The sequence below is a fragment of the Chryseolinea serpens genome (assembly GCF_900129725.1).
Classification (GTDB): Bacteria; Bacteroidota; Bacteroidia; order Cytophagales; family Cyclobacteriaceae; genus Chryseolinea; species Chryseolinea serpens.
In genome coordinates this window covers 624,729-644,766 of sequence record NZ_FQWQ01000003.1, presented here as the reverse complement: position 1 = coordinate 644,766, position 20,038 = coordinate 624,729, and the positions used below count along the sequence as shown (strand labels likewise).

22 protein-coding genes are annotated in these 20,038 nt (G+C 53.3%); 16 read left to right on the top strand and 6 right to left on the bottom strand.

Translation table 11 applies throughout. From position 1 onward, the window contains the following. Window position 1 precedes the first annotated feature (1 nt). Window positions 2-913: a hypothetical protein gene (locus tag BUB30_RS22545; protein WP_073138433.1), complete on the top strand. Its 912-nt coding sequence runs from the start codon at window positions 2-4 to the stop codon at window positions 911-913. Next, window positions 906-1,955 carry a vWA domain-containing protein gene (locus BUB30_RS22540; protein ID WP_073138431.1) on the top strand — a complete coding sequence of 350 codons (1,050 nt, stop codon included), beginning with the start codon at window positions 906-908 and terminating at the stop codon, window positions 1,953-1,955. The genes BUB30_RS22545 and BUB30_RS22540 overlap by 8 nt, the downstream gene beginning before the upstream one ends. On the opposite strand, the gene BUB30_RS22535 is transcribed toward BUB30_RS22540, so the two are convergent. Both BUB30_RS22535 and BUB30_RS22530 read right to left on the bottom strand, forming a co-directional pair. After that, the gene (locus tag BUB30_RS22535) at window positions 1,952-2,581 is read right to left on the bottom strand and encodes a LysE family translocator (RefSeq protein WP_073138429.1); all 630 of its coding nucleotides are present in this window, start codon (window positions 2,579-2,581) and stop codon (window positions 1,952-1,954) included. The two genes, BUB30_RS22540 and BUB30_RS22535, sit on opposite strands and share 4 nt — an antisense overlap. Further along, the gene (locus BUB30_RS22530; protein ID WP_073138427.1) at window positions 2,565-4,121 is read right to left on the bottom strand and encodes a GH3 family acyl-acid amido synthetase; all 1,557 of its coding nucleotides are present in this window, start codon (window positions 4,119-4,121) and stop codon (window positions 2,565-2,567) included. Before BUB30_RS22530 ends, BUB30_RS22535 begins: the two co-directional genes overlap by 17 nt. 39 nt (window positions 4,122-4,160) lie before the next feature. On the opposite strand from BUB30_RS22530, the gene BUB30_RS22525 reads away from it, so the two are divergent. Both BUB30_RS22525 and BUB30_RS22520 read left to right on the top strand, forming a co-directional pair. After that, window positions 4,161-4,841 (top strand): YggS family pyridoxal phosphate-dependent enzyme, encoded by a 681-nt coding sequence (locus BUB30_RS22525; RefSeq protein ID WP_073138425.1) that lies wholly within the window; start codon window positions 4,161-4,163, stop codon window positions 4,839-4,841. Further along, on the top strand, window positions 4,838-5,212 hold the full coding sequence (locus tag BUB30_RS22520; RefSeq protein ID WP_073138423.1) for a DUF423 domain-containing protein: 375 nt from the start codon (window positions 4,838-4,840) through the stop codon (window positions 5,210-5,212). Before BUB30_RS22525 ends, BUB30_RS22520 begins: the two co-directional genes overlap by 4 nt. Before the next feature lie 89 nt (window positions 5,213-5,301). On the opposite strand, the gene BUB30_RS22515 is transcribed toward BUB30_RS22520, so the two are convergent. Further along, the gene (locus BUB30_RS22515; protein WP_073138421.1) at window positions 5,302-5,727 is read right to left on the bottom strand and encodes a DUF1573 domain-containing protein; all 426 of its coding nucleotides are present in this window, start codon (window positions 5,725-5,727) and stop codon (window positions 5,302-5,304) included. A 120-nt stretch (window positions 5,728-5,847) separates the two neighbouring features. Between BUB30_RS22515 and BUB30_RS22510 the strand changes: the two genes are divergently transcribed. The 3 genes from BUB30_RS22510 to coaD all read left to right on the top strand — a co-directional run bounded on the left by BUB30_RS22510 (window position 5,848) and on the right by coaD (window position 7,885). Beyond that, on the top strand, window positions 5,848-6,312 hold the full coding sequence (locus tag BUB30_RS22510; protein WP_073138419.1) for an NUDIX domain-containing protein: 465 nt from the start codon (window positions 5,848-5,850) through the stop codon (window positions 6,310-6,312). A 158-nt stretch (window positions 6,313-6,470) separates the two neighbouring features. After that, entirely contained in the window at window positions 6,471-7,358 is an 888-nt protein-coding gene (locus BUB30_RS22505) for a DUF3822 family protein (RefSeq protein ID WP_178377172.1), read from the top strand. A gap of 65 nt (window positions 7,359-7,423) precedes the next feature. Beyond that, window positions 7,424-7,885 (top strand): pantetheine-phosphate adenylyltransferase, encoded by a 462-nt coding sequence (coaD, locus tag BUB30_RS22500; RefSeq protein ID WP_073138415.1) that lies wholly within the window; start codon window positions 7,424-7,426, stop codon window positions 7,883-7,885. A 109-nt stretch (window positions 7,886-7,994) separates the two neighbouring features. Here the strand turns inward: coaD and BUB30_RS22495 are convergent, their stop codons facing one another. Beyond that, window positions 7,995-8,681 (bottom strand): NUDIX hydrolase, encoded by a 687-nt coding sequence (locus BUB30_RS22495; protein ID WP_073138413.1) that lies wholly within the window; start codon window positions 8,679-8,681, stop codon window positions 7,995-7,997. 170 nt (window positions 8,682-8,851) lie between these two features. Here BUB30_RS22495 and pyrE point away from each other — a divergent pair, with 170 nt between their 5' ends. The 7 genes from pyrE (at window position 8,852) to BUB30_RS22460 (ending at window position 16,088) form a co-directional block, all read left to right on the top strand. Beyond that, on the top strand, window positions 8,852-9,502 hold the full coding sequence (gene pyrE, locus BUB30_RS22490; protein WP_073138411.1) for an orotate phosphoribosyltransferase: 651 nt from the start codon (window positions 8,852-8,854) through the stop codon (window positions 9,500-9,502). A gap of 9 nt (window positions 9,503-9,511) precedes the next feature. Beyond that, the gene (locus BUB30_RS22485; protein ID WP_084138315.1) at window positions 9,512-10,720 is read left to right on the top strand and encodes an NAD(P)/FAD-dependent oxidoreductase; all 1,209 of its coding nucleotides are present in this window, start codon (window positions 9,512-9,514) and stop codon (window positions 10,718-10,720) included. A 43-nt stretch (window positions 10,721-10,763) separates the two neighbouring features. Next, entirely contained in the window at window positions 10,764-11,684 is a 921-nt protein-coding gene (gene fmt, locus BUB30_RS22480) for a methionyl-tRNA formyltransferase (RefSeq protein WP_073138408.1), read from the top strand. Window positions 11,685-11,773: 89 nt separating this feature from the next. Continuing rightward, window positions 11,774-12,280 (top strand): dihydrofolate reductase, encoded by a 507-nt coding sequence (locus tag BUB30_RS22475; RefSeq protein WP_073138407.1) that lies wholly within the window; start codon window positions 11,774-11,776, stop codon window positions 12,278-12,280. A 35-nt stretch (window positions 12,281-12,315) separates the two neighbouring features. Then, on the top strand, window positions 12,316-13,116 hold the full coding sequence (locus BUB30_RS22470) for an SDR family oxidoreductase (protein ID WP_073138405.1): 801 nt from the start codon (window positions 12,316-12,318) through the stop codon (window positions 13,114-13,116). 10 nt (window positions 13,117-13,126) lie between these two features. Next, the gene (locus tag BUB30_RS22465) at window positions 13,127-14,461 is read left to right on the top strand and encodes a glycosyltransferase (protein ID WP_084138314.1); all 1,335 of its coding nucleotides are present in this window, start codon (window positions 13,127-13,129) and stop codon (window positions 14,459-14,461) included. 79 nt (window positions 14,462-14,540) lie between these two features. Beyond that, window positions 14,541-16,088: a glycoside hydrolase family 32 protein gene (locus BUB30_RS22460; RefSeq protein ID WP_073139638.1), complete on the top strand. Its 1,548-nt coding sequence runs from the start codon at window positions 14,541-14,543 to the stop codon at window positions 16,086-16,088. Window positions 16,089-16,235: 147 nt separating this feature from the next. Here BUB30_RS22460 and BUB30_RS22455 read toward each other — a convergent pair whose 3' ends face one another. After that, entirely contained in the window at window positions 16,236-16,940 is a 705-nt protein-coding gene (locus BUB30_RS22455) for an SDR family NAD(P)-dependent oxidoreductase (protein ID WP_073138401.1), read from the bottom strand. Window positions 16,941-17,009: 69 nt separating this feature from the next. Here BUB30_RS22455 and BUB30_RS22450 point away from each other — a divergent pair, with 69 nt between their 5' ends. Beyond that, entirely contained in the window at window positions 17,010-17,744 is a 735-nt protein-coding gene (locus BUB30_RS22450) for an MlaE family ABC transporter permease (protein WP_143165071.1), read from the top strand. Continuing rightward, on the top strand, window positions 17,741-18,490 hold the full coding sequence (locus tag BUB30_RS22445; RefSeq protein ID WP_073138397.1) for an ABC transporter ATP-binding protein: 750 nt from the start codon (window positions 17,741-17,743) through the stop codon (window positions 18,488-18,490). Before BUB30_RS22450 ends, BUB30_RS22445 begins: the two co-directional genes overlap by 4 nt. A 130-nt stretch (window positions 18,491-18,620) precedes the next feature. Here BUB30_RS22445 and fabF read toward each other — a convergent pair whose 3' ends face one another. Then, a complete protein-coding gene (fabF, locus tag BUB30_RS22440; protein ID WP_073139635.1) occupies window positions 18,621-19,871 on the bottom strand; it encodes a beta-ketoacyl-ACP synthase II in 1,251 nt (416 codons plus the stop codon). Window positions 19,872-20,038: the final 167 nt, after the last annotated feature.

Sequence of the window (20,038 nt, the reverse complement as noted above, 5' to 3'; positions counted from 1 at the left end):
GATGAACCTGAAGTATAAGCCCTGGTGCATAGCTTTATTTCTTCTTCTCTGTAGCGCAGGCCACCTCCGCGCGCAGGACGTGGCCGTGCGCAGTGGTTTCTTCAAGGACAGCGTGCGCGTGGGCGACGAAACCGGCTACTATCTCACAGCCCGCTATCCCAGCAAGCTCAACATCCTTTTCCCGGACTCCGCTTTCAATTTTGCGCCATTCGAATACGACCATAAAAAATACTTCCCCACCGAAACCAAAGATGGCAAGAGCTACGACAGCGTGGTATATTATTTATCGACGTTCGAGATCGACCGCATTCAAACGCTGAGCCTGCCCGTGTTCCAATTGAACCCGCGCGATTGCGTGACCTACACCTCCGCGAGCGACACCATCCTGTTCACATCGCTGGTACCGGATCTGCCCGACACACTTTCCATCCAAAACCTACCGCTCAAAGTCTCCATTGCACACCAGGATGTCCCCAAGGCGTTCAATTACGTCGTGTTACTGATCGTGCTCGGCGTGCTGCTGGTGTTGTCCATTATCGGGTGGTTTGTCTTTGGCAAGCGCATTCTCAAACACTATCGCCTGAAACGCCTGCAGCAGGCACATCAAAAATTCCTGGAGGCCTACACGCCGCAGGTCGACGCCTTGCGGGCGACCTTTTCGGCGCCCACCACGGAACGTGCGCTTTCGCAGTGGAAAAAATACATGGAACAACTGGAAGCACGGCCGTTTACCAAACTCACCTCGCGCGAAATTGCGCGCTTGGAAAACAACGAGGCCCTCGGCAAAACTTTGCACGCCGTAGATGGCGCCATCTACGGCCACGACACAGCCGTGGTCGATTCGCTGGAGACCTTGAAGACGATTGCCGGCCAACGCTTTTCAAAAAAACTGGAGGAGGTGAAACATGGATAATCCAACCGATCTCACCGCCTGGCTCTCGCTGGAATGGTTCATGCCTTCTTCGTGGAAGGCGTTTACCTGGGAGAATCCCGCTTTTCTCTGGGGCATCGGCGCTGTGCCGTTGCTGTTCTTGTTCCGCTGGCTGTGGCGCTATCGGTTCAATCAGAAATTGCCCGTGGCCATGACGCAGAAAGATCTGCACGTGTCGCCGCTCACCCTCTTCCGGCTGCTGCCTGAATTTTTACTCATGTTTGCGATGGTCTTTATCTGCGTGGCGTTGGCCCGCCCTCAAAGGACCAATGAAAAGGTGGAGCAATGGACGGAAGGGATCGACATCATGATCGGGTTGGACATTTCGCAGTCGATGGAGATTTCGGACCTCGTGCCGAACCGGCTTGAAGCGGCAAAAGATGTGGCGCGCAACTTTATCAGCGGCCGCCTACAAGATCGTATCGGTATTGTTGTTTTCTCGGGAGATGCTTTTTCCCTGGCACCGCTCACCACCGACTATGACCTGCTCAAATCGTATCTCAACGAGATCAACTTCGAAATGATCGAGACCCGCGGCACGGCCATTGGCAGCGCCCTGGGCGTGGTGACCAACCGGATGAGTGAATCGGAGGCCAAATCAAAAGTGTGTATCCTGTTGAGCGACGGTGACAACAACGGCGGCAACATCGACCCCATCACGGCGGCAGAACTCGCGGCAGCCTATGGCATCAAAATATACACGATCGTTGTGGGCAAGGAGGGACAAGTGCCTGCCGGAAAAGATTTCTTTGGCCGTCCTATCATGATGGACAACACGGTGGACGAAACCACGATGCGCAAGATCGCCAAGATCGGCGGTGGCGAATTTTTCCGGGCCACCGACAACAAGGCCCTGAGCCAGGTATTTACGCGGATCGACCAATTTGAAAAAGCCGAGATCAAAGAGACGCGGTTCAAGGATACATACGATTATTACTTCGTGTACCTGCAATGGGCCGTCCTCTGCTTCCTCCTGTGGCTGGCGATGAAGTCGACTTTCCTGAGCAACGTGCTGCAGGATTAATGCGGAATGGTGTTGGGGAAAAAGATGAGCTTACCCGCAAAAACAATCAGCACAATACCCAATATGATGTTCATGATCCGGATAGACCGGGGCGTGATGATCGTGCGAAGTTTGTCGGCAAGTTTTGCCTTGATCAGGTCGGTGGAGAATACAGTGCCGACGATAGACCCAAAAAATATAAATGCCTCGTTGGGCAACGTGTAGCCTAAGCGCGTGGTGGCCACACCAACTGTGGCGATCCAAAAGAAAAGCACCATGGGGCTGAGGCCGTTGATGATAAATCCTTTCAGCGCCAGCCTGATCCAACTTCTCTCAGCGATGTTCTTCGGATCGAAAACGACGAGTTTCCTGCTCTTGACGGCGAGATAGTAGACCCCAAAACCTAACAACACCAGTCCACCGCCGTAGGCCAGGTAATGCCGGAAACGTTCGGCTTGCATGAACTGGATCAACCCCAAATACGACACCAGGATGTAGAGGGCATCGCTACACGAAATGCCGACCGCTACCCAGAAGCCGCTCCAGAAGCCACGCTCGATACTGGTTTGCAGCAATGCGAAAAACACCGGCCCGATGAGAAAGGCCAGCACGATCCCGTAGAGAACACCGTCACGAACGATTGCCATTCGAATGGGTTTGAAGGAAATTTTTCCAATCGTCCAACTGGGCGTTTTTCATTACCCTTGGAAATTTATTCTGACCGCCAACTTTCCCCTTCGACTCCATCCAATCATAAAACGTTTTCACCGGCAGCACATCCACAAAGATCTCGCGCAGGGCGGCGCTGCGCTCTACGGCGTAGTCGTCGTTCAGCACTTTGAGGTGCTCGTCTATTTTCTCTTTCAGCAGTTTCTTGTCCACCTTGTCGTCGGTGCCCACAAACCAGTGGTGGGCAAACAAGGATTGATACGGGATCCCGGCCACGGCAAACTCGGGGATGTTGATATTAAAATCGTTTGACACCAGTTCGATGGCCTTGTTCATGTTGTCCACCGAAAGGTGTTCGCCGCAAAGGCTCAAAAAATGTTTGGTGCGTCCCGTGATCACGATCTCCGCTTCTTCCAGCGAGGTGAATTTGATCACATCGCCAATGATGTAACGCCACGCGCCCGCGCACGACGACAGCAGGATGGCATAGTCTTTTCCCTCCTCCACTTCATCGATCATGAGCGTTTCGGCGTCGGGTTTTATTTCACCGGCGGCGTCGAAGTTCTTTTCATCGAAGGGCACAAATTCATAGAAGATGCCGTTGTTCAACACCAGTCGCATGGTGCGGCGATTTGGGTAGGCCTGAAAAGCAATGAAGCCTTCCGATGCCAGGTAGGTCTCGATGTAACTGATGGGCCGGCCTAATAACTTCTCAAATCCTTTGCGATAGGGATCAAACGACACGCCCCCGTGCACATACACTTCGAGGTTGGGCCATATTTCGTGAATGTTCTTGATGCGGTGGAACTTGATGATCTTCTCCATGAGGATCTGGATCCACGCCGGCACGCCCACCACGATGCCGATGTCCCAGTCGCCGGCCTTGCGTGCGATCTCGTCCAGTTTGGTATCCCAGTCGCGGTTCTTGGCGATCTTCTTGCCGGGTTTATAAAAGTGCTGGAACCAGAATGGCAAACGGGCCGCCTGGATACCGCTGAGGTCACCTTCAAAGTAGCTGCCCCGCTTGTTCAGGTGGGTGCTGCCCCCCAGCATGAGAATGCCGGACTGAAAAATTTCAGGCTCCAGGTCATACTTGGAAAGCGACAGGATCTGGCGGACACTTGTTTTCTGGATCGCCTTGGTCATGTCCTTTGTCACGGGAATGTACTTGGACGATGCCTCGGAGGTGCCCGAGCTCAAGGCGAAATATTTTATGCGACCCGGCCAGCAGACATTGCGGGCGCCCTGCAAAGCCAGCTTCCACCAGTCGGCGTAGATTTTGTTATACGTATGCAGGGGGATCGATTTGCTAAAGCGTTTATAAAATTCCTTGTCGCCTTTGCGGAAGCCCTGCAACACGTGGCCAAAGTTATAGTGCTTCCCAAATTCGGTCTGGCTGGCGGTCATCAGCAGCTCCTTTAGCTCTTTCTTTTGCAGATCGAAGGGAGAGGTATACTCCTGCTCCATCATCTCACGGAGCCGGATCCCTTTTTTCAGCAATGTTCCAAGGAGTGCCATATTTGCGTAGCTTTGGTGGTTTAGGGGCTAAAAATAGGCATGAATATTAAGAATAACATCAACAATCTTCTCCAAAACTTACCCGCGGGTTGCGCCCTGGTGGCCGTGAGCAAGACCAAGCCCGTGGAGCAAATCGCTGAGGCATATGCCGCAGGGCAGCGCGTTTTTGGCGAGAACAAGGTACAGGAAATGGTGCCCAAACACGAGGCCCTGCCCAAAGATATTGCCTGGCATATGATCGGCCACTTGCAGTCCAACAAGGTAAAATATATCGCGCCCTTCGTTACCCTCATCCATTCCGTGGACAGCGCCCGCCTGCTGGAGGAGATCGACAAGCAAGCAGCCAAGGCCAACCGCATCATCCCCTGTTTGCTCCAGCTTCACATCGCGGAAGAAGACACCAAGTTCGGATTCTCCGAAGACGAGGTGTTGCAACTTTTTCAATCCACCGCTTTTGCCGGTCTGAAGCACATCCAGGTGCAGGGTCTCATGGGTATGGCCACGCTCACGGAAGATGAAGGGCAGATCCGCAAAGAATTTCACGGACTGAAGACCTTTTTTGAAAAATTAAAATCTTCCGCGTTGCCGTCGCATGCGATGATGAAAGAATTGTCGATGGGCATGAGCAGCGATTATAAAATTGCAGCCGAAGAAGGCAGCACGTTGGTGCGGGTGGGATCGGCTATCTTTGGAGAACGTCATTACGAAAATCAAAAATGAATCAACGAAACACACTTCTGAGCGCAGCCGTGATGGGATGCCTCGCCGTCATTGTGGGAGCTTTTGGCGCCCATGCGCTCAAACCCACCCTGACTGCCACGGGGCGGCTAGACACTTACGAGCTGGCCGTGCGCTACCAGTTTTACCACGCTTTGGCTATGCTGGCCGTGGGGGTGCTGATGGGCCAATTTTCCTCAAAGAAATTATATTATGCCGGCTTCTTTTTCCTTCTCGGCATCTTCCTTTTCAGCGGCAGCTTGTTCGCGCTTTGTTTCACCGGCCTGGGCGTGCTGGGGGCGGTGACGCCCTTGGGAGGCGTGTTGTTCATCCTCGGATGGGTGTTCCTTTTTCTTGGCGTTTACAAAAAATAATGGGCAACGCGGACTTGCCGGTCCGACCAAAGACAAATAAAAAAGCCATTCATGCGAATGGCTTTTTATATCTCTTTAGAAAAACAAAACTATTGGGGATTCGCTTTCTTTTCGATCACGTTGGCCGTGAAAGAGATCTGTGCACCCTCCGCGTTTACGGCGTTGGAGACGATCGTCACCACTTTATTTTGTTTGCCCATTTTACCGGCGCTGTTGAATGCGATGGGAATTTCACCTTTGCCACCGGGAGCGATCGGATCGCGCGGCCAGCCTTCCGGCGTGGTGCAACCACAGGTCACCGCAACGTTGGTGATGATCAAGGGTTCGTTTCCGGTATTGGTAAATTTCCATACATGTTGAACCTTGTCGCCTTGCACCATGTCACCGAAGTCATGCGACTTCTTTTCGAATGTGATCACAGGACCGTTCGCGGCGGCGGTTTGTGCGCTGGCTTGCAGTACAAGACCTTGTGCTGCTACGGCCAGGAAAATCATCAGGAACAAATTCTTCTTCATAACCTTTACTTTTTTTCAAATTTAAAACCTTCATTCAACAATTCTGCCAGAATATGAAAATTTCTACGCCGGAATCATCGAATTTACGGTCAATATCATTTTTGCCTTACCGGTAACCGAATGGATGCAAAAATCAGCGAAACCTATGGTCACAAAGTGCGGGTACGCGCCTGTGGTCTTTGCTGGCAGGGCGACCGGCTGCTGCTGGTGAACCACAAAATGCTACGACAGGGCGACTTCTGGGCGCCCCCAGGCGGTGGCGTAGAGCTGGGTGAGTCGCTGGAAGAGGCCCTAAAGCGCGAATATCGCGAGGAAACAGGCTTGTTTGTCGACGCTCCCCGGTTTCGCTTTGGCTGCGAGTTCATCCAACCTCCATTGCACGCGATCGAACTGTTCTTCGAAGTGACACAAACCGGCGGTGAATTGAAGGCGGGGCACGATCCGGAGCTCCAGTTGATCGCCGACGCGAAGTTCATGACCCCAGGCGAAATCCAACGGCTACCCGCCGGGGCACTCCACGGCATCTTCCGTCTTGCCCGCACGGCCGATGACCTGCGACGACTATCCGGATTTTATCGTATTTAATTGACGTTCCGCAAATTCCGCTTTGTGATTTCCCCTTTAAAATAATTATTATTGCACAACGTGAACCCTGACTGGATACCGGACGGTTTCGACCATCTTTCTCTGCTCAAGCGTTTGCGTCGGCTCATGCGGCAAACCATGATAACCCGGCACTAACTTTGGAGACTACGACGCTTACCTACAAATTGATCCGTAAAATCAAGGATGATCTTTTTGATGAAGAGTTTCTTCATCAATATCACCTGCTGATCAATATCGGTGCGCGCGATTTCCAGCTCTCCGTCATCCGCACCGAAGACGAAAAGGTATTGCTCCTGGAAGACTTTGTCCTCCCCAACCTTACCTCCAACGAAGAACTCATCCACATTCTCGACCAATTGTTCGATTCGCACGCGTTGCTGAAAGCGAATTTCTGGAAAAAGATAAAAGTTTCGATAAAGAACCCCAAGTTCGTGCAGGTGCCGCAGGCGTTGTTTGCCGAAGCGTCGATCGCCGACTATCTGAAATTCAATGCCCACATCGACCCCACGAAGGAAGATGTGCTGGCGTCGTTCAATGAACGTTCACAGGCCGTGACCGTGTTTGCCATGAGCAGCAGCCTGCGGGCGTGGCTCAACAGCGTGTATCCCAACAACCCGCCGGTCTACACGCACCAGTCGGCCGCCCTCATTGAAGGCACCATGCAGTTTGCTGAAAAGCGCAAAGACAACCCGTTGTACATCTACGTGGATCGCTTCAAGCTCCACATTTTGGCGTGCCGCGACAAAAAGTTGTTGTACTACAACCAGTTTGCGATCAAGCAATTTTCGGATTATATCAAATACATCATGCTGGTGATGAAGTCGCTGAACATGGATCAGCAAACCAGCCAGGTCATTTTGTGGGGCTATATCGGCAAGAATTCGCCTCACTACCACGAATTCTACAAATACATCAGCAACGTCACTTTCGGCGGCGAACCGGACGACCTCAACTTCAGCTACGCCTTCGATGAAGTGCCCGAGCACCATTACTTTGATCTCTACAGCATCCACCTGATCCATTGATTTGCCCATGCCACACGGGGGCAAATAAAAAATACGCGCTATCCCGACCTTAACGCTTCCACCCCATGGCCAAACGCATTGCCCTTTTTCCCGGATCGTTCGATCCCTTCACCAAAGGACACGAAGACATCGTGCTTCGCGGACTCCAGCTTTTTGACGAGATCATCATCGCCATCGGCTACAACAGCCAAAAGAGCACACGCTATTTCGAGATCGACTTCATGCTGGAGCGGATCCAGACGGCGTTTCAAAAATACCCCAACATCAGAGTGGTGAAGTTCTCCGAGCTGACGGCGGGATTTGCCCGAAAGAACGGCGCACGTTTCCTGTTAAGAGGCCTGCGCAACACGACCGACTTCGAATACGAAAACAGCATTTCACAGGTGAACCGGAAACTCTATGAGGAAATGGAGTCGGTATTCCTGATCACCACGCCACAACTGGCCTGGATCAGTTCGTCCATTATCCGCGAAGTGCATAAGTATGGCGGTGATGTATCGGAATTTATTCCCTACTCCTTAAAATGACAGGTAAGGTGTTGTTGGAGAAGAACTCCAACAACGGCGACAAGTGGATAAAAACTACTGGCTACTGACTACTGAATTCTGGCTGCTAACTTCCCCCTCCTCCACAAAACTATTTCGCCGGATTGATCTCCATCACCTCATAGTACTGCTCGAACACATAGTTGATCGATTTGTACGAATGTTCCAGGGCGTGATACACTTCCTTGCGGTTCATCCAACGGGTTTCCTCGATATCTTCGGTGGGTTGGGGTCTCATGCGTGTGTCGTCGACGACGTCCATCACATACCAGCGTGTTTTCTTGATCATGGCACGCTTGTTCATGGTGTAGGTGTGCCAGGTGGTACAGATCTTTTGGCCTAGTTTCACAGTCACGTTGCACTCCTCCTCCACTTCCCGCACGGCGGCTTGTTTGCTGGTTTCGTCCTTTTCGCGTTTGCCTTTTGGCAGGTCCCATTTTTTGAGACGGTAGATCATGAGGAATTTATCCTTTTTGCGCACGAGGCCTCCGGCGGCTTTCACCACCTTGAATTTGCTGCGGAGATATTGTTTGGTGATATCGTAGTCCTTCACGGAAACGCTTATGGACAGCACACTGGTAGGCACCTTGGCATCCAGAAAATTGAGCAGCGTGTTCAATTCCTGCTCCCCCACGTTTTGGATCCAGACGTGATAGATGAGTTTTGCCTGGGTGACAGGTTCCTGGGCTGCGTCAATGATGTGGTTTACACGGCCTTCGCCGGGTTGTTCATCTGCCTTGAGGATTCGGACGGGAATGTCGTTGATAAAAATGATCATGGGGCGATGAGTTTACAACTTCACCATGTTCGCAAAAGAGCGAATAATTCTCAAGGTGGCAAGTGGATTCGGGATTTTTTACCGCCGGCAAATAAGTTTTTTTTCTGCCGGCCGTTCGGGGTTGCCCAGGGCATTTACCGGAATGATTTTTAATTCTACCTTTCGGCATTATGCCGATCATCAAAGTCCAAGAAGAAACCGCCGCCAAGGTCGCGGCCATGTTGCTGCAAATCCAGGCCATCAAATTGAACACGGAGAAACCGTTTACGTGGAGTTCAGGCTGGAAATCGCCTATTTATTGCGATAACAGGCTTTCCCTTTCTTATCCTGAGATCCGGACCGCCATTAAGCATGCACTGGTGCAGGCCATTCGCGAAAATTTCTTTACCCTGGAGGCCGTTGCCGGTGTGGCCACGGCGGGGATCGCACAGGGCGCCCTCGTCGCCGAGGCATTGAACCTCCCCTTTCTGTATGTCCGACCAAAACCGAAGGATCATGGCATGGAAAACCTGATCGAAGGCCGGGTGGTGAAAGGCCAGAAGGTGGTGGTGGTGGAAGACCTGGTCTCTACCGGGGGCAGCTCGCTCAAGGCGGCACAAGCCCTGCGTGAGGCCGGCTTCGAAGTGTTGGGCATGGTCTCCATTTTCAACTATGGTTTCGACATTGCCACGCGCAACTTCTATGAAGCCAACACCTCCCTCATCACCCTGAGCGACTACGGCCACCTGCTGAAATATGCCCAGGAAGAAAAATACATCACCGAAGACCAGGTGACCTCCCTAAAAGCCTGGCGCGTCGATCCCGCCGGCTGGAAGAAATAATCACCCCCCATGACACCCCCTAACCTGAACACGTTTGCTCCCCGGACCCGCACCGAAACCAGGGCACAGAAGCGAAATCCCTCGCTCCCGCCAGGGTCATCTGTTGTGGTCGTGGGCGCCGGAGCGTTTGGCGGATGGTCGGCGCTCTACCTGTTGCGCAAGGGCTTCCGGGTGACGCTGGTCGATGCCTGGGGTGCCGGCAACGTGCGGTCCAGCTCCGGCGACGAGACCCGTGTGATCCGCTCCACCTATGGCGCGAACGAAACCTACTTCAACCTCAATGTGCGGGCGCTGGAACTCTGGAAGGAAAACCAGGCACGCTTTGATAAGAAATTGTTCTTCAACACGGGCGTGCTCTGGATGTGCTACACCCCTGAGACACCCCTGGTGGATGATTCCATCGCCTTCGCCCAACAGCACCGGATGGACTATGAATATTTATCGACCGAAGAACTGAACCGCCGCTACCCGGAGATCAACACACAGGATCTCCACCACGGCTATCTCGATCCCTATGGTGGCTATCTGAAAGCCCGCGAAGCCGTACAAGCTGTGCAGACGGCATTTGTGGAAGAAGGCGGCGAATTTATTCAAGCACACGTGGCTCCCCTCGCCGACGTCCACGGCGACGTTAACAGCTTGTCACTTTCCAATGGAGAAACGCTCCATGCCGACGCTTTTATTTTTGCTTGCGGATCCTGGCTGGGTGACCTGTTCCCTCAATTGCTTCGCGAACAAGTGAACTGCACCAAGCAAGAGGTCTATTATTTCGGCCCGCCCCCACAACATGCCGCGGCCTTCGAGCGGCTGCCGGTTTGGGTGGATGTGGATGGAAAAGATTTTTACTATGGCATACCCGGCAACGCCCACCGCGGTTTTAAGATCGGTGTCGACATTCGCGGCGAGATCTTCGACCCCACGAACGGCGATCACACGCTGACCCCGGTGGCGCTGCAACGCGCGCGTCAATTCCTGGCCCATCGTTTCCCGCTGCTCAAGGATGCGCCCCTCGGCGAAAGCCGTGTTTGTCCCTATGAAAACAGCACCGATGGCAATTTCATTTTCGATCTTCACCCGGAGACACAAAATCTCTTTTTGCTGGGCGGTGGTTCGGGCCATGGGTTCAAGCATGGGCCGGCGCTGGGCGAGTGGGTAGCGCAAACCTTGGCGGGAGAGAAAGAACTTTTCGAAATGTTCGCGTTGAATAAACGGGATTGATCCGTCTGCATGGTATGTTTGCTTTCTGAAACGTTGAAGCCGAATGAACGAACTTCGCATAGTCTTTATGGGCACCCCGGAATTTGCCGTGCCCAGCCTGGAGATCCTGGTTGAACATCACATCAACGTGGTGGCTGTGGTGACGGCCCCCGACAAACCGCAGGGACGCGGACAGAAAATCGTTTACTCGCCCGTGAAGGAGTGTGCGCTGAAACACCATCTCCCCGTTTTGCAGCCCACCAATCTGAAGGCTCCCGAATTCATAGAAGAACTAAAAAGCTATAACGCCAACCTGCAGATCGTGGTAGCGTTTCGCATGTTGCCGGAAGTAGTGTGGGCCATGCCCGCGATAGGCACTTTTAATCTCCACGCCTCGCTGTTGCCTGATTATCGCGGGGCGGCACCCATCAACTGGGCCATCATCAACGGCGAAAAAGAGACGGGGGTCACTACGTTTTTTCTGAAACAGGAGATCGATACCGGCAGCATCATCTTCCAGGAGAAAGAACCCGTCCATGACAACGACACGGTGGGCACGCTCTATGAACGGCTCATGAAACTTGGCTCAGGCTTGGTCTTGAAAACGGTGAAGGCGATCGGAACCGGGAATTATCCTTCTACGCCGCAGCCTCCGAACGCCGTCGTGAAGCATGCACCCAAGATCTTTAAAGAGACCTGCGAGATCCGTTGGGATCAGCCCGCGGGCGTAGTGAGAAACTTTGTGCGGGGATTAAGTCCCTACCCTGCGGCCTGGTGCACGCTGGCAGACAAGAACTATAAGATCTTTGCCGTTTCACTGGCCAGCAAACCCGCCGGACAAAATTCTCCCGGCACCCTTGACACCGACAACAAAAATTATCTTTACATTAAAGCATCCGACGGTTGGATTTCCATCGACGAGCTTCAGCCGGAAGGCAAGAAAAGAATGTCGGTCCAGGATTTTTTCCGGGGAAATAAAGTGTAATCAGTAATTCATAAAAATAACCCTTCATGCTTGAACTGGGATGGCGTTGGCGCCGGGCCGTATCGAGCCTGTAGAAAACCGAACAGCACATGATCATCTCGCTCATTGCGGCCTTGTCGCAAAACCGGGCCATTGGCAAGAACAACGACCTGCCCTGGCACTTACCCGACGACATGAAATATTTCATGGACACCACCAAGGGTCATCACACCATTATGGGTCGCAAGAACTACGATTCTATTCCCGACCGATACCGGCCCCTGCCCAATCGCACCAACATCGTGGTGACACGCCAGCTGGGCTTTAAGGCACCGGGATGCCTGGTGGTGCACACGCTCGACAAAGCCCTGAACATCGCCGAGAGCAACGGTGAGCGCGAGGCCTTTGTGATCGGTGGCGCCGAGATCTATGCCGCGAGCATGGGCGTTGCAGACCGGCTTTATCTCACCGAGATCCACGCCACCGTGCACGGGGACACGTTCTTCCCTGACGTCGATCCAAAAGCCTGGAAGGAAGTATCGCGAAAGCCGCATCCCGCCGACAACCGGCACCCGTATGCTTTTGATTTTGTCGTCTATGACCGCATACGGGCTTAAAATTCTGAAACGTTAACGAACCGCACAGTTGCAACATGTCGAACCTGAAGAACAAAGTCATTTGGCTAACCGGGGCATCGTCCGGGATCGGTGAAGCCCTTGCCTATGCGCTGGCAAAAAAAGGCGCGAAGCTTATTCTTTCCGCCCGGCGAAAAGAGGAGTTGGAGCGTGTGAAGGGCAACTGCGAAGCGTCGGCTCAACCGAACATCCGCACCCTGCCGCTGGACCTTTCGCAACCGGCCACGCTGAAGCTCTCCACGGAAGCCGCCATTCAACTTTTCGGACAGGTGGACGTGCTCATCAACAACGGGGGCATCAGCCAGCGAAGTTTTGTCAGCGACACCGATATGGACGTATACCGCCGTTTGATGGAGGTGAATTATTTTGGCGCCATCACGCTCACAAAATATTTGCTGCCCCATTTTACCGAACGCAAGCAAGGGCACTTTGTCACGCTGAGCAGCGTCGCCGGAAAATTCGGAACACCCTACCGGTCGGGCTATGCGGCGTCTAAACACGCCCTCCACGGTTTTTTTGATGCCTTGCGCGCAGAAAATTTCAAAGACAATATCGCCGTTACGATGATTTGTCCCGGTGTGATCCGCACGCCCATCTCCATGTCGGCGCTGACCGGCGACGGTACGCCGCTGAACAAAATGGACACCGCACAAGCCAAGGGAAAACCCGTCGACTGGGTTGCAAGCAAGATCGTGGGGGCCATCGAAGGGAAAAAGGAAGAGGTGTATTTTGGCGGTAAAGAAGTGCTGCTCGTATACATCAAACGATTCTTCCCGCCGCTGTTTTCAAAGATCATCCGGAACGTGACCGTGCGATAAACCGCCGCCTATGCGCGTTGCTTTTTTTCCATATCATGGCTACGGGCATATGCATCCCGCCCTGGGGCTGGCCACTCCGCTGAGAAACCGCGGCGATGAAATTTTGGTGGCCGGCGCAGCATTTTTTCAGGGCTATGTCAAGACGTTGGGATTTTCTTATCATCCGCTGAAATCCGTACCGTTTGGGATGGGCTTTGAGTATTGGGTTAGCGAGGTCCAAAAGAAAAGATTTCCCTATTGGTCTTCGTTGTATGCCCGGGTAACGGACCGCCTGTACGCCGACCGGGAGAAGGAGCTCCTTCAGGTGCTGGACACGTTCCGGCCCGACGCCGTCGTATTGGATTGCGCCCTCGCTACGGACTTCATCATTTTGTATCGCCACTTAAAATCGCGTGGCGTACGCATTGCGATGTTTCACGCCATATTCCCCTCCTATATCCTCCCCGGCCGGCCGCCGGTGAACAGCGATGTATTTCCCGCAGACGAAGAAGGCGTTGAGGAGGCGATGGAAAACCTGGAGCGGACACAATGGGATAAAGTGAAACATCAAAAACTGAAATATTTCGGATTTGACGACCGTCACCTCATCGCACGGCAGTTGCGCAAGAATGGCATCCCCGCGAAATATATCTCCACGCTCCCCAACCTGATGAATTTTTCTGTCGATCAAATCCCCCAATTCATTTGCACGCCACCCGAATTCGATTTCCCGGGTTTTGAACCGCCGCCCACGCATCACTACGTCGGGTTCAACCGCTGGACTAGGATGGTCAATGTTTCGCAGGAGTACACCGACCGGATGGCCGCCATCCTGAAACAAAAAGACACTCAAAAAGCGAAACTGATCTACTGCGCTTTCGGCACGCTGGAAGCCGACACCAAAGCGCGGGTGATGCGCATTTTGCGTACGCTTTTGGCTGCCCTAAAACACACCTCCCACATCCTGGTCGTTTCCACGAAATTAAAGAACGATCTTCCGGCAATTCCCCAGAATGTCCATGTCTTTGACTTCGTACCCCAGTTGGCCTTGTTGCAGCACGCCGACTTGTTTGTCAGTCATGGTGGATTCAATTCCGTGGTGGAATCGATCGAAGCGGAGGTCCCCCTCCTGCTCTATCCCGTGCACGACGACTTCGACCCCCGCGGAAACAGCACCCGGGCGGTCTATCACGGCTGGGGTCGCCGGGGATCGGAAGACGACACGGAAGCTGACATGCTGGAGAAGATCAGTGACTTGCTGGAGAATGGATTGTACAAAGCATGCCTCCGCAGCATGAAACAAAAAAATGCGCGTTATTCTGACGCGACCTTCATCGACGCCTTTCATCCCATCCTCATCGATTAGGATGGACCTTTTCCGGTGGGGCACGCCCATCCCTAAAAACTCACCCGGCTTTTGTATCTTTCCTTTCAAACGCACGACCATGACAAAGACCCTGTACCTCCTCCTTCCGCTCGCACTTTTATTTTCCTGTAAACAAAAGCCCTCGCCGGAAACAACGGCAAAGGAAACAGCACCTGTCCCCTATGAAGAAAAATATCGTCCGCAATATCACTTCTCGCCGGATCACAACTGGACCAACGACCCGAATGGTTTGATTTTTTATAAAGGTGAGTATCACCTCTTCTATCAATACAATCCTTATGGCAATACCTGGGGCCACATGAGTTGGGGACATGCGGTGAGCAAAGACCTGTTGCATTGGCAACACGTGCCCGTGGCCATCGACGAATATGCGAACGCAGGTGGCGCGGACTCCACCATGATCTTTTCCGGGAGTGCGGTAGCCGACGATCAAAACACCAGTGGATTCTTTCCGAAAGATTCCGGCGGGATCGTCTCCATTTACACGTCGCATGTTCACAGCAGGGGCCAGCAACTGCGGCAACACCAGAGCGTGGCCTACAGCAGCGACCTTGGCCGGACCTTCACACGTTATGAACACAATCCCGTATTGGATATTGGTTTGAAGGACTTCCGCGACCCAAAAGTGATGTGGTATGCCCCGGAAAAAAAATGGGTGATGACCGTCGTGATCCCTGACCAATTCAAAGCGCAGTTTTATACGTCCAAGAATTTAAGAGACTGGACCTTGCTCAGCACCTTCGGCCCCCTGGGCGACACGGCCAAGATCTGGGAATGCCCCGACCTGGTGCAAGTGCCCGATGTTGCCGATCCATCCAAAAAGAAATGGGTGTTGCTCATCTCCAATTCGCATCCGCAGGGTCCGAAATATGTGGGCATGCAATATTTCGTAGGCAACTTTGATGGTAAAAAATTTACGCCCGATCATCCTTCGCAGTACCCACTGTACCTGGAGTATGGAAAAGATTTTTATGCCGCGGTAACCTTCAGCAACCTTCCCGCTGCGGACGGCCGCACGATCCTCCTGGGCTGGGCCAACAACTGGGCCTATGGCAACCACATTCCCACGTCGCCCTGGCGCAGTGCCATGACGTTGCCCCGCGAACTGTACGTGGCCAACACGCCAAAAGGATATCGTATTCTTCAACGGCCCGTGCGCGAATTAGCGAACCTTCGGGGCGACAGCATTGCGTTTGATTCCGCGGGAGAGACCACGCTCGACAAAGCCAGCGTGATCGACTACGCGTTCAACGGCGGCTCCGCTACCGGTTTTGGGTTGACGCTTCACACGGGACCTAACGAAGAGACCCGCATCGGCTATGATAAAACCAAAGGCGAGGTCTTCGTGGACCGCGCCCACTCCGGTCCCGTTTTCGATGCCGGTTTCCCCAGCATCGAGCGTGCTCCTGTATCACTCCAAGATGGCAAGCTGAAACTTCAGATTTATGTCGACCATTCCATCGTCGAAGTGTATGTCAACGACGGTGAGCAGGTCATTACCGACCAGATCTTTCCTACGGGTGACTATGTTTTGAAAACCTGGAGTGAAGGGGGTGATGCCGCGGTGGACGTCAGGCTTTGGAAGATGCGATCGGTGTGGAAATAGATCGCATGAGACAGATACTTATTACAGGGGATGTTTTTTGTGTGGAGTGAGAAAGATGCTGGTTTCGAGAAGGGCAGTGGAAGCTGATCTTGTTGGTGAAGAACACCAACAAGGGCGACGGTTGGTGAAGAACACCAACAAGGGCGGTCAAAGATCGCCCAACTGCGGACGCATGATGATTTCCTCCACCACGCTTCTTCCCGAGAGTGCATAGGCTCCATAGATCGCATCGGCAACGTCTTCGACAGGCATGAAGCGTTCGTCGGGGAGCGCGGTGCCGTCCCAGCTTTCGGTGCGCGTGGCGCCGGGCATGACGGCGGTGACGCGGATGCCTTCCGTCTTTAACTCTTCGCGCAGGCATTTTGAAAATCCCAGCAACGCAAACTTGGAGATGGCATAGGAGCCGCCGTTGGGATAGGCCATAAAACTGGCGATCGAACACAGGTTGAAAATATGGGCTGCCGCGTGGCGCGGGATGAGCGGCACAAGGCCGCGGGTGGCGTGATAGGCACTGTAGAGATTGGCGTTGATCATTTGCTCCAGCGTGTCGTCGGCCTCGGAGAGCAGCTGGCCTGGGATGAAGAACCCGGCGTTATTGACCAGCACGTCGACGGGACGTTGCAGGGTGGTCACCCACACACAGAAGGCCTTCACCTGGGCTTTGACCGAGAGGTCGGCAACCTGCGTGTAGACCTTCACGCCGAATTTCTTTTCTACTTCGTCCTGCAATTGACCCAGGGCAGGCTTCTGGCGGGCACAGGTGGCGACATCAAAACCCTGGCCGGCAAACTTTTCGATCACCGCCCGTCCGATACCCCGCGTGCCACCGGTCACTACGATGAGTTTGTTCATGAATGTTAAATGTTAGATTTTTGGGTATCTTTCGCAAGGTAGTGATTGCCTTCGTTTATTGCATCTATGATCAAAGAGATTGGAAAGTATTTCATGTTTCTCGGCAACTTGTTTGTTAACCGTGAATCATTCAAAACGTATTACAAGCTCGTGCTGGAAGAGTGCATGAACATGGGCATTGGCACCGTCTTCCTGGTAGCCTTGGTGTCCACCTTCATCGGTGCGGTGACCACGGTGCAAACGGCCTACAACATGGTGAGCAGCTTCATTCCCGACTACGTTATTTCGCAGGTCGTGCGCGAAATGGTCATCCTGGAACTGGCCCCCACCATTATGGCCGTGATCTATGCCGGCAAGGTCGGCTCCAGCATCGCCAGCGGTCTGGGCACCATGCGCATCACCGAACAGGTCGATGCCCTGGAAGTGATGGGCATAAATTCCATCTCCTACCTGGTGTTGCCCAAGATCATAGCGTCCATCCTAATGTATCCCTTGTTAGTGATCACGGCAGGTGTATGCGCCCTTTTTGGCGGCTACCTGGTGGGCACTCTCACGGGCATCATCTCGCCGAATGATTTTGTGTATGGCTTGCGTTCCAGCTACAACGAATTCACCGTCGTGTTCGCACTCATTAAGTCGGTGGTGTTCGCCTTCCTGGTGGCGTCTATCTCCAGCTACAAAGGATACAACACACAAGGCGGTGCCCTGGAGGTTGGTGTTTCCAGTACCCAGGCCGTGACCAGCAGTGTGATCGCCGTGCTCATCGCAGATTATTTATTGGCCCAACTCCTCCTCGCAAAATGATAAAGATCCAAAGCATAACCAAGTCGTTTGGCGAACGGGTGATCCTCAACGAGATCAGCGGCAGCTTTGAAAAAGGGAAGCCCAACCTCATCATTGGCGCCAGCGGCACGGGCAAAAGCGTGTTGCTCAAATGCATCGTGGGATTGGCCCGCCCCGACTATGGCCAGGTGTTCTATGACGGCCGCGATTTCTATGGCAGCGACTCGGAAGAAAGAGTGGAGATCCGTCGCGAGATGGGCATGCTCTTTCAGGGTGGCGCCCTGTTCGATTCCAAGAATGTCGAGCAAAACGTGATGTTTCCCCTGGACGTACTCACCAAGATGCCCCTGAACGAAAAGCTGGACCGCGTGAACTTTTGCCTCCAGCGCGTAGGCCTCGAAAACGTGAACACCAAAATGCCTTCCGAAATCAGCGGCGGGATGAAAAAACGTGTCGGCATTGCCCGCGCTATTGTGAACACCCCTAACTACCTGTTTTGTGACGAACCCAACTCCGGTCTCGACCCGCAAACTTCTATTCTTATCGACGAACTTATCCAGGACCTGTCGGAGGACCTTGACATCACCACCATCGTGGTGACGCACGACATGAACTCAGTGATGGGTATTGGCGAGAAGATCATGTTTCTCTACAAAGGCCATAAGTTGTGGGAGGGCACCAACAAAGACATCACGCACTCGGGTGTGAAGGAGCTTGATGATTTTGTGTTTGCAAACAAAGTGATGAACAGCCTGCGAAGTAAGTAGCGCAGGAGTCAGAATCCAGGAGCCAGGAACCAGAATTAAAAAAATGTAGCTGCATCTTTACGACATGAACAGCGTCGAAAAAATGCAGCTCATCGCTGGAGAATTGTTCCAGTGAAATTACTTATTACTCTCAGGAAATTTTTCTAAACACAGCCGTAGCGTTGTGTCCGCCAAAACCGAATGTATTGCTCATCGCCACATTCACCGGCTTCACTACTTTTTCTTTCAGCACGATGTTCAAACCCTGCGGCAGATCCGGATCCAGGTGTTCTGTGTTGATCGTCGGAGGAATCACCCCCTCGTGGACGGCTTTGATGGCGATGATGGATTCTATCGCACCTGCGCCGCCCAGGAGGTGGCCGGTGGCCGACTTGGTGGCGCTGATGTGCATTTTGGAGGCGTGGTCGCCAAAGAATTTTTTCACCGCTCTCATCTCACTTTCGTCACCGACCGGTGTGGAGGTAGCGTGCGGATTCAGGTAGTCTACGTCTTCGGGTTTGAGGTCGGCATCTTCCAGGGCCCACTTCATGCCCAACAGCGCACCGGCGCCTTCGGGATGGGTGGCCGTTAAGTGATAGGCATCGCCCGACATGCCGCCGCCGGCTACCTCGGCATATATTCTCGCGCCCCGACGTTTGGCGTGTTCGTATTCCTCCAGGATCAGCGCGCCGGCGCCTTCGCCCATCACAAATCCATCGCGCCCCACATCGAAGGGGCGTGACGCGGTCTGGGGGTCGTCGTTGCGTGTGGAGAGCGCTTTCATGGCACCAAAACCGCCAATGCCGGCTTCGTTTATGGCCGCTTCCGAGCCGCCGGTTACGAAGATGTCGGCTTTGTTCCAGCGGATATAATTCATGGCATCGATGATGGCCGTGGTGGAGGTGGCGCAAGCCGACACGGTGCTGAAGTTGGGGCCCATAAAACCATACTTGATGGAGATCCATCCCGAGGCGATGTCCACGATCACTTTGGGGATGAAGTAGGGGTTGATGCGTGGCGTGCCGTCGCCGCGGCCATATTCGATCATTTCCTGTTGAAAGGTGTAGAAGCCTCCGTTGCCGGACCCCCATATAACGCCCACGCGAGTTTTGTCCACTTTGTCGAGATCGAGGCCGGAGTCTTTCAGGGCTTCGGCACTCGACACCAGGGCGTATTGGGTGAAGGGGTCCATCTTGCGTATTTCGGTCTTCTCGAAGTGATCTTTGGGATCATAGCCTTTGATCTCGCAGGCAAACTTTGTCTTGAACTTCGATGTGTCGAACCGGGTGATGAGGGCCGCACCGCTTTTGCCGGCAATCAGATTGTTCCAGAACTCCGGAATGGAATTACCCAGGGGTGCCAGGGCGCCCAGCCCGGTAACGACTACTCTTCGTGGTTGCATGTTCTTCATTTTGTTACAAGTCTACTTTTTTAGTTAGGGCATGGCGGCTCTCACCAAATGCCCCGCGAAACTACAATGGCGTTTTTTCCGGCGCAAAAAAATATAGTAGGCCCACGGCGCCTCCCTCCCCTGCCGGAAAGGGGGCGGTCGGCCCTGCGTTGTGAAAA